Origin of the sequence: Paenarthrobacter sp. UW852 (assembly GCF_024608385.1) — a bacterium.
GTDB lineage: Bacteria > Actinomycetota > Actinomycetes > Actinomycetales > Micrococcaceae > Arthrobacter.
The window spans coordinates 121,047-135,165 of the sequence record NZ_JAMSGY010000008.1; the positions used below are offsets into that span (position 1 = coordinate 121,047).

The following is a 14,119-nucleotide window of genomic DNA, read 5'->3' on the forward strand; positions in this document are numbered from 1 at the left end:
TCACCCAGTTGCACGGCGACGCGTCCATTGCTGCGACATCGTTACTTTTCTTGCAGCCCTTGCCGCACATTGAACAAGTGTTTAGTATTTGAAACATGCGTTCAACCGTAGAAGATTTGACCACCAGGGCGCGTATCCGGGATGCGGCAATTGGCCTCTTTGGCCGTGAAGGTTTCTCCCGCGCCACGGTCCGCTCCGTGGCAACCGAGGCAGGAGTTAGCCCGGGCCTGGTAATCCACCACTTCGGCAGCAAAGCCGGACTCCGTGAGGCCTGCGACCAGCACGTACTGTCACAGACCGCCAGCCAAGGCCGCGAGAAGACCGACCCGGGAACAACCCGGATGCTTATCCAGGATTACCTCAACCACCCGGACGAATACGCCGATGAGATCGCATACATCCGGCGTGCACTGGGCGATGAATCAGATGCCGGCAACGCGTTTTTTGATGGCGTGGTCAGCCAGACAGAGGACATCATCAACGCCGGTATCCAGGCCGGAACCATCCGGGCCTTTGCGGATATCCGGGCCACCGCCGTCGTTATCGCTTCCAACAGCCTGTCCATGCTGATGCTGGGCAGGCACCTGTCCCGGGTGCTGGGCGCTCCGGTGTCCGGGCCACACGGCATCGGCCCGGAGTTGCTGAGGCAGCTGACGTTGCCCGCCCTGGATGTCTACACGAACGGTTTCTACACAGACTCGCGGTTCCTTGATGCGGCCCGCGAAGCCCTCCAACAACAAGAAAGCACCACCGAAGGGAGCATGCCCCGTGACCCAGGCAATCGTCGTCGAGGGGTTGCGTAAGAAGTTCGGCCGTCGCGAGGTCCTGCACGGACTGGACTTCGCCGTCGAGGCCGGAACGGTGTTCGGAGTCATCGGACCGAACGGCGCAGGAAAAACCACCACCATGCGCTGCCTGCTGGACATCATCAGGCCCAGCGCGGGAACCATCTCGGTGCTGGGCCAGGATCCGCGGCGCGCGGGGACAGGCCTTCGACGCCGGATCGGGTACCTGCCAGGTGAGCTGCAACTTGAAAACCGGACCACCGGACGTCGCATGCTGGATCACTTCGCGGCAATCAGCGGGCCAGTGGAACCGCGGTACATCAACGAGTTGGCGGACCGGCTGAACCTGGACCTGGACCGGCAGACCCGCAAGCTCTCCAAAGGCAACAAACAAAAGCTCGGTCTTCTGCAGGCGTTCATGCACCGACCCGAGCTGCTGGTGCTGGACGAACCCACCAGCGGCCTGGATCCCCTGGTCCAGCAACAGTTCCACGCGATGGTCCGTGAGGCGGTCGATGCCGGCGCCACGGTGTTCCTCAGCTCTCACGTCCTCAGCGAAGTCCAGCAGGCAGCAGACGCGGTAGCCATCCTTCGCGACGGCGACATTGTCACCGTTTCCACGGTGGAAGCCCTCCGCACCGCTGCCGTCCGGCAGCTGAAGTTCAACGCAATAGGCACACGGACGGACGACGTCGGCGCGTTGCTGGCCAGGGTGCCGGGAGTCGCCAACGTGGTAGTACGGGAGCTCCCCGCCGACGGCCATGCGGCCCGGACAGTGGAGGCCACCGCCTCGCTCTCCGGACCCGTCCAGGCCCTTGTCCAGGAGTTGGCGCGTTTGAACCTGACGGACCTTGTGCTTGAAGAACCCGACCTCGAAGAGGCGGTGCTGACGCTTTACGCAGGAAGTGACCTTGCGGAATCGGATAACACCGGTATATCTGACGGCTCCGCAGCCAACCGCAGCCCTGAAGCCGGCCGCAACCTTAAGGAAGGGGCACACCGTGCCTAGGATCCTGCCACTGTTCACAAAAGCCCTGACGGACTCCTGGCGCTCCACCCTCGCGTGGGCTTTGGGCCTCACCGGGGCCTGCATGCTGTACCTGCCGATCTATCCCTCCATCGGGGGCAGCTCGCAGATGCAGGAGCTGATCAATGCGTTGCCACCACAGATGACCAAAGCCTTGAACTACGACCAGATCGCGACCGGTCCCGGCTATACGCAGGCCACCCTGTTCGGGTTGATTGGCTTCTTGCTGATGTCCATGGCTTCTGTTGGCTGGGGCGCTGCCGCGGTTGGCGGCGACGAGGAATCAGGGTTGCTGGAACTGACCCTGGCGCACAGCGTTACCCGTGTTCAGGTGGTGCTGGAGAGGGCACTGGCGATCGTTGTCCGGGTTGCAGCCCTCTCCGTTCTCGTCTTCGTGTTGGTGCTGGGACTGAACGGTCCGGCGCAACTGAACATCGACGTCGGGCATCTCGCCGGCGCTGTCCTGCTGTTCGCCGCGTTGGCCTTGCTGAGCGCGACGGCCGCGCTCTTCGTGGGCGCCCTGACGGGCCGGAAGGTGTTCGGCGTCGCGGCTGGCGCCGCGGTGGCGGTCCTGGGCTACGTGTTCAACGCCGTGGGCAGGCAAAGCCCCAAAGTTGATTGGTTGCTGAACCTTTCGCCCTACCACTGGGCGTACGGCAACTCCCCGGTGGCCAATGGGGCCGATTGGGGAGTTGCCGTGGGTTTGCTCGGGATCTCGGCAGCACTGATCGTGCTGGCGGCCGTGGCTCTGCAGCGCAGGGATGTGGGAGTCTAGCTCCAAGCATGCGGGGCGGGGCGGCGTGCTCCCGGGAGGGCGTTGTTCTCCCGCCATTCATGGATCCATTCCGGCAGTTCCAGGCCTGCGGGAGGTGCACCGAATTCCGCGATGATTTCTTCCTGCGTGACCGGCTTGCCCTTGCGGACCAAGCGGGTGGCGATGTGCGCGCGGGCGTAGATCTCGCCGTCCACCACCATCCGCTGCTCAAAGTAGATGGCCTTGGTGTCCAAGCCAATGATGCGTGTTTCGATGCTGTATTGCTGCCACAGCTGCAGGGATTTGCGGAAGGCAATGGTCTCCCCGGCTGCAACCGGGGTCCATCCGCGTTTGCGCATCTTGCTCCAGATACCGCTGCGGACCATGAGGTCGAACCGGCCCAGGTCCATGAGCGAGAAATACATACCGTTGTTGACGTGCATGGCGATGTCAATGTCCGTCGGCAGCACCCGCAAAGGCAGGGATGATTCCTCCCACACGCCCAGCCGGGAGCGTCGTGACGAGGTGAACAGCAGCATGAGAGTGCGAAGTAACAGGTGCATACCCCAATGTTACCCGCGGGTAACTTCTGAGGGAATAGACGAGCCCGGGTTGGACGCATGCCGCACTTCATGTCCAACGATTGCACTAACGTTTACCGCCGGTTCATCAAACACGTGCACAATATCTGGAACTGAATCGATGGAAGAACATACAAGGGGACCCCTTTGAGCACGCTGCAAACCACCAAGCCTCACGGTGAAGTCTGGCCGGAACTCTCCCGCCACCAGGTTGTTGTCCTTCAGGATGCCCGCGGCAACCGCATCGAAGGAACCATTGACGGTATGACGAATGACCGCAGCACCCTGTGGATCCAACTCAAAGGCGGCCTGGGGCGGCAACTGATTCACTACCTGGACGGTTACTGGCTCGAAGCACCTGCCGCCTAACGCAGGCTTAGCTTCCGCCGTGGCTAGTATTCCCCTATGACTCAAGCGCGATACCGCGATCTGGTGGAATGGCCGCTCATGGCCACGGCACTTATTTTCCTCACTGCCTACGCCTGGCAGGTCATCGGGCGCGTCGACGGTGCCGCGGGTACACCCTTCGAAGTCATCATGTGGATCACTTGGGGCATCTTCGCGCTGGACTACTTCGTCAACCTGTGGCTCGCCGAGAACAGAACGCGCTGGTTCCTGTGGAACCTGCATGAACTCCTGATCGTCGTGCTTCCCTTCTTCCGCCCCCTGCGTCTGTTGCGGCTGGTGACACTCCTCTCGGTCCTCCAACGCACGGTAGGAGAAACGTTGCGAGGGCGCGTGGCCACGTATGTGGCGGGGGCCGCCGCGATGCTCATCCTCATTGGCGCCCTTGCGGTCCTCGACGTCGAGCAAAACGCCCCCGACGCCAAAATCCTGACCTTCGGCGACGCCGCCTGGTGGGCTGTCACCACCATAACGACAGTGGGCTACGGCGACCTCTACCCGGTTACCCCCATTGGCAGGGTGGTGGCCGCTGCCCTCATGATGAGCGGCATCGCTGTCCTGGGTATCGTCACCGCGTCCATCGCATCCTGGCTGGTGCAAAGGATCGAGGAGAACGCGGAGGGCATGGCGGCGGCCGCCGAAGTGAAGGCCGCAGCGGCCGAGCAGCCCGTCCGCGCGGAGATGGCCGACCTGGTTGCTGAAATCGCCGCACTGAGGATGGAGATCGCCGAGCTCCGGCGCATCACCGAACGCCCCTAGTTATAGGCCCGGCGGGCTCGCATGCCCCGCTGGACCCGCGGGCTCGCGGGCCCCGCTGGACCCGCGCGCCCCGCTGGACCCGCGCGCTTTTGGGCATAAAAAAAATCCCCGGAACCATTGGTTCCGGGGATTTTTCCTGGGTGGCAGATGAGGGATTCGAACCCCCGTAGGCGTTGCCAGCTGATTTACAGTCAGCCCCCTTTGGCCGCTCGGGTAATCTGCCGAACTTCAAAAGAAGATCACTTCCGGAGACCGTTTCTTTTCGATCCGGTAACCGAAGGCAGAGACAACCTTACAGAAGTTTGTGCGAAGAATCTAATCGAGGCTCAGCACGCTGAAATTCCACGTGGTTCAGGATTCGCCGAGGATCCGGCCGGCCAGTTTCGCTTCGAACTTCTCGGCCTGCTCAGGAGTGATCTGGTTCAGCTGTACGGCCCGGAGCAGGTCCGCGTGCACACCGTCCATGCGGGACGTTGCATCCGGAACGGGGCTCAGGACAATCGAGGCTGCCACAGCCGCCGCTGCCACCGCACTCGCCGCAGCCACTGCCGCCGTCCCAATGGAGCCCGCTGCCGCGGAAGCGGACTTGCTGATGGACTGGACGGCCTTGCTGCTCATGCTGTTCCTCCGACGTTGCGCTCTTCCAACTGGTACAACTTTCGGCGCGTTGCCTCAGTTCCAACCTTGCGTGTGCTGTGAGCGAACTGTGAAAGCCGTCCACCGCCCCTAAAGGCGCCTTCCGTATTAGGCTGGATGGCAGACCAACCCCGCCCTACAGGGCCCCAAACCTAAGGAGAGTCATGGCAGGCGAATCCACATTCGACGTCGTCAGCAAGGTAGACAAGCAAGAGGTCGCCAACGCGCTCAACCAGTCCCAGAAGGAAATCGCGCAGCGATACGACTTCAAGGGCGTCGGCGCGGAGATCGACTTCAGCGGTGAGAAGATCCTCATGAAGGCCAACTCCGAGGACCGCGTCCTGGCTGTCCTGGATGTCTTCCAGTCCAAGCTGATCAAGCGCGGCATTTCGCTGAAGTCCCTGGACCAGGGTGAGCCGTTCCCGTCCGGCAAGGAGTTCCGCCTTGAGTGCACCATCAAGGAGGGCATTGCCCAGGACATCGCCAAGAAGATCAACAAGATCATCCGCGACGAGGCTCCCAAGTCCGTCAAGTCCCAGATCCAGGGCGATGAACTCCGGGTTACCTCCAAGTCGCGCGACGATCTGCAGGAGACCATGAACATCCTCAAGAAGTTCGAAGAGGCCGACCTTCAGTTCGTGAACTTCCGCAGCTAAACCGGATCTGGCCGCGTGATTATTGGGCGCTTGTCCCGGTAGTCTGCATAGGGTCCGCAGAATCTCCGAGGACCGCAGCGATCAGCCTTGATCCTGCGGTCCTCGTTTTTGTCTTCGGCGGTAGGCCACAGGTGGGAGTAGGTGTTTAGCGTGGTCGACGGCGCCGCATGCCCCAGCGACCGCTGTACGGTCACGACGTCGCAGCCATCGGCGATCAGACCGGATGCGAAGTGGCTGAACTCGTGAAGGGTGAAGTCCCCTATCCCGGCTGCCTCGCGGGAGCGACAGTAAGGACCGCGTGGCGGACAGCGGGTGTGGTCGCCTCGCGGAGCTATTGCGTGGGGTCTTCTCGAACGACAACGCCTTCGTCCCCGGGGAGTACTTTGCCTTGTTACGTTCTGTTTCGTCTTCGTCGTCCAAAGTAACCGCGTCGCCCGGTGAACAGGGGGCAACAGCGCCCACATCGTAGTATTCACGCAGCCTATCTGTATCGAAGCTAGCGCGCAGGACCGGTCCACCCTCCCCGTAAACGGTCGGGTGGGTTGTCGGGTTCACGGTGCGTACGGTCATGCCGAGAGATTTCCAATACTCGGCTACGCGTTTGGCGTCCTCAATATGATTAGTTCCTTGCGGCGCCCAGTGGTCGTAACCGTAGCCGGCTCCCTTCCCGCCCGTTCCGAGGGAGCACTCCTGTGCCCACGCTACGCCGTTGCGTGGCCACCAACCGGTGACGTCGAGCTGCTTCGTGGTGTTGATGACGAGTTCGACCACGCGGTCCCGTCCTTCCCTGGCACTGATGGTCTCTTCCGGCGTCGCATCGTCAGACATTGTCGAGTTGGGCCCCTTCTCAGCGCATGCGGTCATTGTCATTCCCATCATGAGCACAGCCGTCGCAGCCGTGAGAATCCTTATATGCGTCCTAATCGCTGGCATTCGACAACACACGCGACATAGAAACCCCCAAAGTGAAAATATGAACCGCCAGCGGCATCACCACCGGGGCCGGACATGGCCGAGACTATCAATACCCAACTAATAAATCCAACAAATGGCTAAATAGCTTGTCCGATAGTTTGATAGCGCCAGGGAGTCAGTCGCGACCTCCCGCAGAAGCTGGAAGCGTCTCGACCTGCTCACCGGCTCCATTCGGTTGACGGCTACCCGAGCGAACTCCCTGGGTAGCTCAGCCGACTTCGATACAAGGTGGGCCGCGGAGTTGCGAATCCCCTAGGAACTGGGCGAGCACGAAGCGAGCCCCAGCCCTTCGGCGACATGATCACCGTAATGCAGCCGCAAATTAGGACATGAATAGTTTGCGTAATCGATGGAACCCAGTATTCTTCTTCCTTAGGCGGGCCTAAGTACGGCTCCCCTTAGTGAAAGAAACCTACATGACCGCCAACTTCCTGATCGGCCTGCGCGAAGGCCTTGAGGCATCACTCGTCGTGGTCCTCCTGATGGCCTACCTCGTCAAGACCGACCGGCGGCACCTGATCCCCCGGCTCTGGGCCGGAGTGGGACTCGCCATCGCAGTTTCCCTCGCCTTCGGTGCAGTCCTCACCTTCGGTCCGCGCGGCCTGACGTTCGAAGCCCAGGAAGCCATAGGCGGCGGACTGTCCATCGTCGCTGTGGGCCTGGTGACCTGGATGGTCTTTTGGATGGCACGCACTGCGCGCAGCCTGGGCAGCGAGCTTCGCTCCCACGTGGACAAAGCAGCCGACGGCGCCGCCTGGGGCCTGGTGCTCGTGGCAGCACTCGCCGTGGGACGGGAAGGGCTGGAGACAGCGCTGTTTATTTGGGCCGCGGCGCAAGCCACCGGACAAACCACGTTCCCGCTGCTCGGCGCGTTGTTGGGCCTGCTGGCCGCCGCGGGCCTGGGTTACCTGCTCCACCGGGGCGTCCTCAAAGTAAACCTGGGCCGGTTCTTCACCTGGACCGGGGTAGGCCTGATCGTCATCGCAGGCGGCGTCCTGGCGTACGGAATCCATGATCTCCAGGAAGCCGGAATCCTCCCGGGCCTCCACAACCTTGCCTTCGACGTCTCAGCTGCCATCCCGCCGTCGTCCTGGTACGGCACCTTGCTGAAGGGCACCCTCAACTTTTCCCCGGCCACCACCTGGCTTGAAGCCGCAGCCTGGCTCCTCTACGTTGTTCCCGTCTTGTTCCTGTACATCCGGGCCAACCGCAAGCCTTCAACCCAGGCTGCAAGCAAGACCTCCGCTCCCGTCGTCGCGGCCCACCCCTGATCCTGCGCCCCGACGCCACTCCTCCTTAACGAAGGAAACACCTATGTTTGGCACTTTCCTGCCCTCATCCCCCACGTTCCGAAAGGCCCTTGCCGTCATCGGAGCAGCGGTTGCCGTGCCTTTGGTCCTGACGGGCTGCACGGACAACACCAAGCCGGTGAGCGCCACCGATGGCCCCATCCAGGTCTCCAGCACCGCCAACGAGTGCAAGGTGTCCACGGGCACGGCACCCAGCGGCAACCTGACCTTTTCCGTGAAGAATGAGGGCACGGAAGTCACCGAGTTCTACCTGCTCGCCGAGGATGGCCTGCGGATCATTGGTGAAGTGGAGAACATCGGCCCGGGCATTTCCCGAAACCTGGTGGTGACTGCTCCCGCAGGAAAGTACACCACGGCGTGCAAGCCGGGCATGCAGGGTGACGGCATCCGGGCGTCCTTCGAAGTCACTGAGTCCGGCAACAAGCCCAGCGTCGATGCCGATCTCCAGAAGCTCGTGGACACGGGGACCCAGCAGTACGCGGCCTACGTCAAGGACCAGACCGAGCAGCTGGTCACGGGCACCAAGGCGTTCGCAGACGCTTTCGCTGCGGGTGACGCCGCCAAGGCACGTGACCTGTACGCCGCCACACGAATGCACTGGGAGCGCATTGAACCCGTCGCGGAGTCCTTTGGCGATCTGGACCCCAAGCTCGACGCCCGGGAAGCAGACCTTGAGCCTGGCCAGGAATGGACTGGTTGGCACCGGGCCGAGAAGGACCTCTTCCCGCCGGCAGGCTACACGGCCATGACCTCCGCCGAGCGGACCGCCATCTCCACGCAGCTCGTCGCCGACACCGAGGACCTTGCCAAGCGCACCCGTACAGTGGAGCTCACGGCGGACAAGCTGGGCAACGGAGCCAAGGAACTGCTGGACGAAGTAGCCACGGGCAAGGTCACGGGTGAGGAAGAGATCTGGTCGCACACCGATTTGTGGGACTTCCAGGCCAACGTTGACGGGGCCCGGATCGCCTTCGAGAGCCTGAAGCCGGCCTTGGAGCAGAAGAACCCTGAGCTCGCCACGTCCCTGGCAGGCAAGTTCGACGCCCTCCAGGCTGAGCTCAAGAAGCACGCCAAGGGCGACGGCTTCGCCTACTACAACGAGCTGACCCCGGAACAGGTCCAGCAGCTCGCAGCTTTGGTCGATTCGCTGGGTGAGCCCCTGTCCAAGCTCACTTCAGCCGTCGTGTTGTGAGCGGCTGCCCCTACGGGCACACCAGCGGTCCCGCCGACGCGGACCGCACTGGTGAGGTTGCCGGCGTCGAACGTTCCGGCGGGACTGCCGCCGTGGTGAGTTCGCAGGAAGCGTCCGACGGCGGTACGGCAGCTGCTGCTGGAACCGGCAGGACGCGCTTTTCCCGCCGCGGGCTCCTGTCCCTCGCCGGTGTGGGCGGCGCGGGCGCCGTGGCAGGCCTCGCGGCCGGTTTCCTAGGCCATGACGTGGTGACGGCTGCTGAAGCGAAGGCAGCAACACCAGATGCTTCGTCAGCGGTTGTTCCGTTTTTTGGCCAGCATCAGGCCGGCATCACGACACCAGCGCAGGACCGTCTACATATGGCCGCGTTCGATGTCACCACCGAGGACCGCAAGGAACTCATCAAGCTCCTGAAGGATTGGACTGCCGCGGCTGAGGCCATGACCACCGGCGCTTCGACGGGTAAAACCGGCGCGGTGGATGGACCTTACGATGCCCCACCGGAGGACACCGGCGAAGCGTTGGACCTGCCGGCGGCGAAATTGACCCTGACGTTCGGTTTCGGCGCTGGGTTGTTTGAAAAGGACGGCAAGGTCCGCTTTGGTCTCGAGGGGCGCCGCCCCGAGGCTTTGATCGATCTCCCGCATTTCCCGGGTGACGACCTGCAGCCAGCACGCACCGGTGGCGACCTTGTAGTCCAGGCCTGCGCCGACGACCCCCAGGTCGCTGTGCACGCTATCAGGAACCTGGCGAGGATTGGCTTCGGCAAGGTCCGGGTCCGTTGGTCGCAGCTGGGCTTTGGCCGAACGTCATCGACGTCCAGGGCCCAAGTGACACCGCGAAACCTTTTTGGCTTCAAGGACGGCACCAACAACCTCAAGGTTGAGGACAATGCACTGCTGGAGGAGCACGTTTGGGTTTCCAACACGGCTCGTTCGTCCGAGCAGTGGATGGCCGGCGGCAGCTACCTGGTAGCGCGCAGGATCCAAATGCACATCGAAACCTGGGACCGGACCTCGCTCCGGGAACAGGAGGGACTGATCGGCCGGACCAAGGGTGCCGGCGCTCCCCTGTCCGGCGGCGATGAATTTACCGCTCCCGACTTTGCCTTGGCCGGCCGGGAAGGCGCTCCGCTCATCCCACTCGACTCCCACATGCGCCTCGCCCACCCGGACCAGAACGGCGGTGTGAGGATGCTGCGCCGCGGCTACAACTTCACCGACGGTTCAGACGGCCTGGGACACCTGGACGCCGGGCTGTTCTTCATTGCTTTCGTCAAGGATCCACGGACGCACTACGTCCCCATGCAACTGGCACTGGCCAAGGGTGACACCCTGTCCGTGGAGTACTTGAAGCACACCGGTTCGGGTCTCTTCGCGGTGCCTCCGGGCGTGGAGGCGGGCGGGTTTATCGGCCAAGGGCTGTTCGCTGGCTAGGAGAGCGGCCGCCCGGCCATCTGCTCCAGCCTGCTGATCCGGTCCTTCATCGGAGGATGCGTGGAGAACATCCGCCGCATGCCACCGCCCCGGAACGGGTTGGCGATCATGAGGTGTGAGGCATTGACCAGCTGCTGGTCCTGCGGCAGCGGCAGTTGGCTCACGCCGGACTCGATCTTGCGCAGGGCCGAAGCCAGGGCCAGTGGATCACCCGTCAGCTGGGCGCCGTCCTCGTCGGCGTCGTACTCGCGCGTCCGGGAGATAGCCATCTGGATCAATGAGGCCGCGAACGGTGCCAGCAGGGCCATGGCAATGGTGGCCAACGGGTTGGCGTTTCGCCGATCGCCGCCGCCGAAGATCAACAGCATCTGACCCACGGACGTAATGACGCCGGCCACCGCCGCAGCGACGGACGAGGTGAGGATGTCGCGGTTGTACACGTGCATCAGTTCATGCCCCAACACGCCCCTAAGTTCACGGGCATCAAGCAAATGCAGGATTCCCTCGGTGCAGCAGACAGCGGCATTCTTGGGATTGCGGCCCGTGGCAAAAGCGTTGGGTGTCATGGTGGGCGAAAGGTAGATCCGCGGCATGGGCTTGTTGGCGCGCACGGACAGCTCACGAACAATCTGGTAAAGCTGCGGCGCCTGCGCTTCGGTGACCGGGTAGGCGGCCATGGAACGGATGGCGATCTTGTCGCTGTTCCAGTATCCGTAAGCTGTTGTGCCCACGCCGATCAAGGCCATGATCCAGATGGGCGTGGTGCTGCGCGTCCCGGCTGCGATGATGGCGCCCAACCCCAACAACACTGCCCACAGCACACCAAAAAGCGCTGCAGTCTTGAGTCCATTGTTGTGTTTATGCACGGTTATCGCTTTCTTCCGCTCTTGCAGGGGTTCTGTACGGATTAACGCCGACGCCGGTCCCCGGGTTCCGTTATCAGCCTACGTCGGCGTTGCCGCTGGCGGAGCTAAGGGACGGGGTGCTTGGCGTCGTAGGCGACGAAGCCGGGCTGGATGCGCGAGGCCAGCCACGCCAGGACAATGCACAAAAGCCCGCCGAGCAACAGCACCCCGCCTTCGCTGAGGAACTGGGAGACCCCACCGGCCAGCATGTCGCCGACCCGCGGGCCGCCCGCAACCACCACGATGAACACGCCCTGAAGCCGTCCCCGGAGATGGTCGGGAGTTGCGGACTGAAGAATAGTGGTGCGGAAGACCGCACTGATGGAGTCGGAGATCCCCGCAAGTGCGCAACACAGCGCAGCAGGCAGCAACCAGGGCGTGACGCCCTCACGGCCCGAGTCCCCGGCCAGCAGCACCACCAGTCCGAATCCGGCAATTGAGGCTCCCCAGCCAACCACGGACCACACCACGGCGCTCCCCTGTTTCCGTACCCGGCCGAGGGGCCCGGAGAAGAGCCCGGCAAGGAAAGCCCCCACGGCTGTGGACGCCAGCAATACGCCCACCGTTGTTTCGCCTCCGCCGATCATGACGGCGCCAATGGCAGGCATGAGCGCCCTGGGTTGGGCACAGATCATGGCGATGAGGTCAATGATGAAGGTCATGCGGACATTGGGCCGGGTTCCCAGGAAGCGGAAGCCTTCCACCACTGAACGCAGCCCCGGCCGCACCGCGTCCTTGGACGGCGGCAGCGGCGGAAGCCTGAAGAGTCCCCAGAGGGCAAACGTGAAGCTGATGACGTCAATGGTGTAGGTCCAACCAAACCCGATGGTGGCAACGAGGACACCGGCAAGCAGTGGTCCGGCCGTCATGGAAAGGCCGAAGGTCAGCATGCTCAGGGCGTTGGCGGCCGGAAGCAGGTCCTTCCGGACAAGGAGCGGAATGATGGCGCTGCGGGCCGGACCGTTGATGCCCTGCGCTCCGCTTTGGATCGCCACCAGGGCGTAGAGGATCCAGATGTTGCCAATCCCCAGCCAGGCCTGCAACGCCAGTCCTGCCGTGGTTGCCCAGAGGACCAGTGAAGCGATGATCGCCACCTTGCGGCGATCGTAGGCATCCGAGACAGAGCCTCCGTAGAGCCCTGCAATGACCAAGGGAACCAGTGCGAAGATTCCCAGGAGGCCCACGTAAAAACTTTCCTGCGTCAGCCTGTAAACCTCCAGGCTGACGGCCACCAACGTCAGTTGGGTACCAATGGCGGCCACCGAGGCTCCCAGCCAGAGTCGTCGGAAAGCGGGACTCTCCTTCAACGGAGTGATGTCTGCCAGTAGTTTCGCCACCGTCCAACCCTAACCAGCATGAGGGCGCCTCCCGCACGCGGCTCCCTGCTTGGTAGGCTCACCCCGGGGAGGGAGTTGACACGTCATGTCGCGACGATTGCTGTACCGTTCGGCCTTCTGGGAGATAGCCCGGCCGCGCCATCCCCTCACCGCCGGCCATGTGCTGCTCAGGTTGTCTGACCCTTCCACAGAGTTCGCCTACCCCTCGGCGACCGACTGGCTGCTCTGCCACAACCTGATCCGGACGGCACTCCGCGATGTCATGGGCGTTGTCCGTTGCCCAATCATGTTTACCTACCGTTGGCACCCGCTCGGTGCTGCGATCGGCGAACCCGTCGCCGAATCCTCCACACCCACCTTCCACCTCTTCGGGCGTGGACCGGGTGAAACCACGACGCCGGGACACCAACTGTTGTTGCCGGCGCACCGGCGCGCGGGGGAACCGCTGGAACGTTTGGAAGCAACTGACGATGCGATCAGGGATGCGCTGGTACGTGCCCGACCAGCAGCGACGGCTCCGTTCCCGGACGGGGTGGGTACCGCCGTCGAGCCCATCCTGGACCCGGGCGGGCTGGTTGAATCGACGGGCGCGGGGCGCAACCACGCAGTGATCCAACCGATCAGGGCCGTGGGGTCGATCGCGGAAGTCTCTCCGGCGGAGCTCTTGGCCATGGGCGCTGCCCTGGGCTCGCTGCCCCTGGCCGGCGGGCTCAGCGGGTTCAGCTGCCTGGCGCTGGAACCAGACAACGGGGCCACAGTACGCGTCCATGCACTGGGACGGTCGGCCGCAGAGGAAGCGAATCCCTTGGAGTCTTTGCTCTGTTCACCCGAAGTTAGTCTTGCCTTATTGTGAACTCCTCATAATAAGTGTTTTACTGATTACATGACCGATCACACAGCCGAGCAAGCAGAATGGGCCGCAGCCCTGCATGCCCACGGCCGGCGTGTGACCAAACAGCGTCTGGCAGTCCTCGCCGCCGTCCAGCACCACCCGCACTCCCCGGCAGAAGGCATCCTTGCTGCTGCCCGCAAAGAGCTTCCTGAACTGACGGCGCAGTCCGTTTATGTAGTGCTTAGCGATCTCACGGACCTGCAGATGCTGCGCCGCTTCGAACCCCCGCACTCCCCGGCGCTTTATGAGACCCGGGTTGGCGATAATCACCACCACGCTGTGTGCATCAGCTGCGGCAGGGTGGAAGACGTGGATTGCGCCGTGGGACACGCCCCGTGCCTGACACCGCACTGGGATGAAAACTCCAAGCCAATGACCATCCAGATCGCAGATGTCCTGTACCAAGGCATCTGCCAGGACTGCCAGTCCAAACAACAGCTTCCCGCAACTTCCGTAACTCATAAATAGA

15 protein-coding genes and 1 tRNA gene are annotated in these 14,119 nt (G+C 62.9%); 11 read left to right on the forward strand and 5 right to left on the reverse strand.

The genetic code is table 11. The features are described 5' to 3' along the window. Window positions 1-95: 95 nt before the first annotated feature. Genes NEK97_RS15025 through NEK97_RS15035 form a run of 3 tightly spaced genes read left to right on the forward strand, consistent with a single transcriptional unit; the run spans window position 96 to window position 2,587 of the window. Complete coding sequence (locus NEK97_RS15025; RefSeq protein WP_257370608.1) at window positions 96-803, forward strand: TetR/AcrR family transcriptional regulator; 708 nt, start codon at window positions 96-98, stop codon at window positions 801-803. Next, window positions 769-1,794, forward strand: a complete 1,026-nt coding sequence (locus NEK97_RS15030) for an ABC transporter ATP-binding protein (RefSeq protein ID WP_257370609.1) — start codon at window positions 769-771, stop codon at window positions 1,792-1,794. Before NEK97_RS15025 ends, NEK97_RS15030 begins: the two co-directional genes overlap by 35 nt. Continuing rightward, on the forward strand, window positions 1,787-2,587 hold the full coding sequence (locus tag NEK97_RS15035; protein ID WP_257370610.1) for an ABC transporter permease: 801 nt from the start codon (window positions 1,787-1,789) through the stop codon (window positions 2,585-2,587). Before NEK97_RS15030 ends, NEK97_RS15035 begins: the two co-directional genes overlap by 8 nt. Here the strand turns inward: NEK97_RS15035 and NEK97_RS15040 are convergent. After that, window positions 2,584-3,129, reverse strand: coding sequence for a thioesterase family protein (locus NEK97_RS15040; protein WP_257370611.1), 546 nt, complete (start codon window positions 3,127-3,129; stop codon window positions 2,584-2,586). The two genes, NEK97_RS15035 and NEK97_RS15040, sit on opposite strands and share 4 nt — an antisense overlap. Before the next feature lie 165 nt (window positions 3,130-3,294). Here NEK97_RS15040 and NEK97_RS15045 point away from each other — a divergent pair, with 165 nt between their 5' ends. Together NEK97_RS15045 and NEK97_RS15050 are read left to right on the forward strand one after the other, a co-directional pair. Beyond that, window positions 3,295-3,516: a hypothetical protein gene (locus tag NEK97_RS15045; RefSeq protein WP_211712050.1), complete on the forward strand. Its 222-nt coding sequence runs from the start codon at window positions 3,295-3,297 to the stop codon at window positions 3,514-3,516. A gap of 36 nt (window positions 3,517-3,552) precedes the next feature. Further along, entirely contained in the window at window positions 3,553-4,311 is a 759-nt protein-coding gene (locus NEK97_RS15050) for a potassium channel family protein (protein ID WP_257370612.1), read from the forward strand. 141 nt (window positions 4,312-4,452) lie between these two features. Here NEK97_RS15050 and NEK97_RS15055 read toward each other — a convergent pair. Together NEK97_RS15055 and NEK97_RS15060 are read right to left on the reverse strand one after the other, a co-directional pair. Continuing rightward, a tRNA-Tyr gene (locus NEK97_RS15055) sits at window positions 4,453-4,534 on the reverse strand. A gap of 128 nt (window positions 4,535-4,662) precedes the next feature. Then, entirely contained in the window at window positions 4,663-4,929 is a 267-nt protein-coding gene (locus NEK97_RS15060) for a hypothetical protein (RefSeq protein WP_257370613.1), read from the reverse strand. Between the two features lie 182 nt (window positions 4,930-5,111). On the opposite strand from NEK97_RS15060, the gene NEK97_RS15065 reads away from it, so the two are divergent. From NEK97_RS15065 to efeB, 4 genes are all read left to right on the forward strand, one after another. Then, a complete protein-coding gene (locus tag NEK97_RS15065; protein WP_017200185.1) occupies window positions 5,112-5,603 on the forward strand; it encodes a YajQ family cyclic di-GMP-binding protein in 492 nt (163 codons plus the stop codon). A 1,391-nt stretch (window positions 5,604-6,994) separates the two neighbouring features. After that, window positions 6,995-7,849, forward strand: a complete 855-nt coding sequence (efeU, locus tag NEK97_RS15070; RefSeq protein WP_235517204.1) for an iron uptake transporter permease EfeU — start codon at window positions 6,995-6,997, stop codon at window positions 7,847-7,849. A gap of 43 nt (window positions 7,850-7,892) precedes the next feature. Continuing rightward, entirely contained in the window at window positions 7,893-9,080 is a 1,188-nt protein-coding gene (efeO, locus tag NEK97_RS15075) for an iron uptake system protein EfeO (protein ID WP_257370614.1), read from the forward strand. A 95-nt stretch (window positions 9,081-9,175) separates the two neighbouring features. After that, window positions 9,176-10,516, forward strand: coding sequence for an iron uptake transporter deferrochelatase/peroxidase subunit (gene efeB / locus NEK97_RS15080; RefSeq protein WP_257370696.1), 1,341 nt, complete (start codon window positions 9,176-9,178; stop codon window positions 10,514-10,516). Here efeB and htpX read toward each other — a convergent pair. Together htpX and NEK97_RS15090 are read right to left on the reverse strand one after the other, a co-directional pair. Beyond that, window positions 10,513-11,382 (reverse strand): zinc metalloprotease HtpX, encoded by an 870-nt coding sequence (gene htpX / locus NEK97_RS15085; protein WP_257370615.1) that lies wholly within the window; start codon window positions 11,380-11,382, stop codon window positions 10,513-10,515. The genes efeB and htpX overlap by 4 nt on opposite strands. A gap of 104 nt (window positions 11,383-11,486) precedes the next feature. Next, window positions 11,487-12,758 carry an MFS transporter gene (locus tag NEK97_RS15090; protein WP_257370616.1) on the reverse strand — a complete coding sequence of 424 codons (1,272 nt, stop codon included), beginning with the start codon at window positions 12,756-12,758 and terminating at the stop codon, window positions 11,487-11,489. A gap of 85 nt (window positions 12,759-12,843) precedes the next feature. On the opposite strand from NEK97_RS15090, the gene NEK97_RS15095 reads away from it, so the two are divergent. Both NEK97_RS15095 and NEK97_RS15100 read left to right on the forward strand, forming a co-directional pair. Next, complete coding sequence (locus NEK97_RS15095; RefSeq protein WP_257370617.1) at window positions 12,844-13,611, forward strand: hypothetical protein; 768 nt, start codon at window positions 12,844-12,846, stop codon at window positions 13,609-13,611. A 30-nt stretch (window positions 13,612-13,641) separates the two neighbouring features. Continuing rightward, window positions 13,642-14,118 carry a Fur family transcriptional regulator gene (locus NEK97_RS15100; RefSeq protein ID WP_257370618.1) on the forward strand — a complete coding sequence of 159 codons (477 nt, stop codon included), beginning with the start codon at window positions 13,642-13,644 and terminating at the stop codon, window positions 14,116-14,118. Window position 14,119 lies beyond the last annotated feature (1 nt).

Bases quoted from the DNA above. Each gene is read 5' to 3' on its own strand.
- NEK97_RS15025 (WP_257370608.1), top strand. From the start codon at position 96: ATGCGTTCAACCGTAGAAGATTTGACCACCAGGGCGCGTATCCGGGAT.
- NEK97_RS15040 (WP_257370611.1), bottom strand. From the start codon at position 3,129: ATGCACCTGTTACTTCGCACTCTCATGCTGCTGTTCACCTCGTCACGA.
- NEK97_RS15050 (WP_257370612.1), top strand. From the start codon at position 3,553: ATGACTCAAGCGCGATACCGCGATCTGGTGGAATGGCCGCTCATGGCC.
- NEK97_RS15060 (WP_257370613.1), bottom strand. From the start codon at position 4,929: ATGAGCAGCAAGGCCGTCCAGTCCATCAGCAAGTCCGCTTCCGCGGCA.
- NEK97_RS15065 (WP_017200185.1), top strand. From the start codon at position 5,112: ATGGCAGGCGAATCCACATTCGACGTCGTCAGCAAGGTAGACAAGCAA.
- efeU (WP_235517204.1), top strand. From the start codon at position 6,995: ATGACCGCCAACTTCCTGATCGGCCTGCGCGAAGGCCTTGAGGCATCA.
- efeO (WP_257370614.1), top strand. From the start codon at position 7,893: ATGTTTGGCACTTTCCTGCCCTCATCCCCCACGTTCCGAAAGGCCCTT.
- NEK97_RS15095 (WP_257370617.1), top strand. From the start codon at position 12,844: ATGTCGCGACGATTGCTGTACCGTTCGGCCTTCTGGGAGATAGCCCGG.
- NEK97_RS15100 (WP_257370618.1), top strand. From the start codon at position 13,642: ATGACCGATCACACAGCCGAGCAAGCAGAATGGGCCGCAGCCCTGCAT.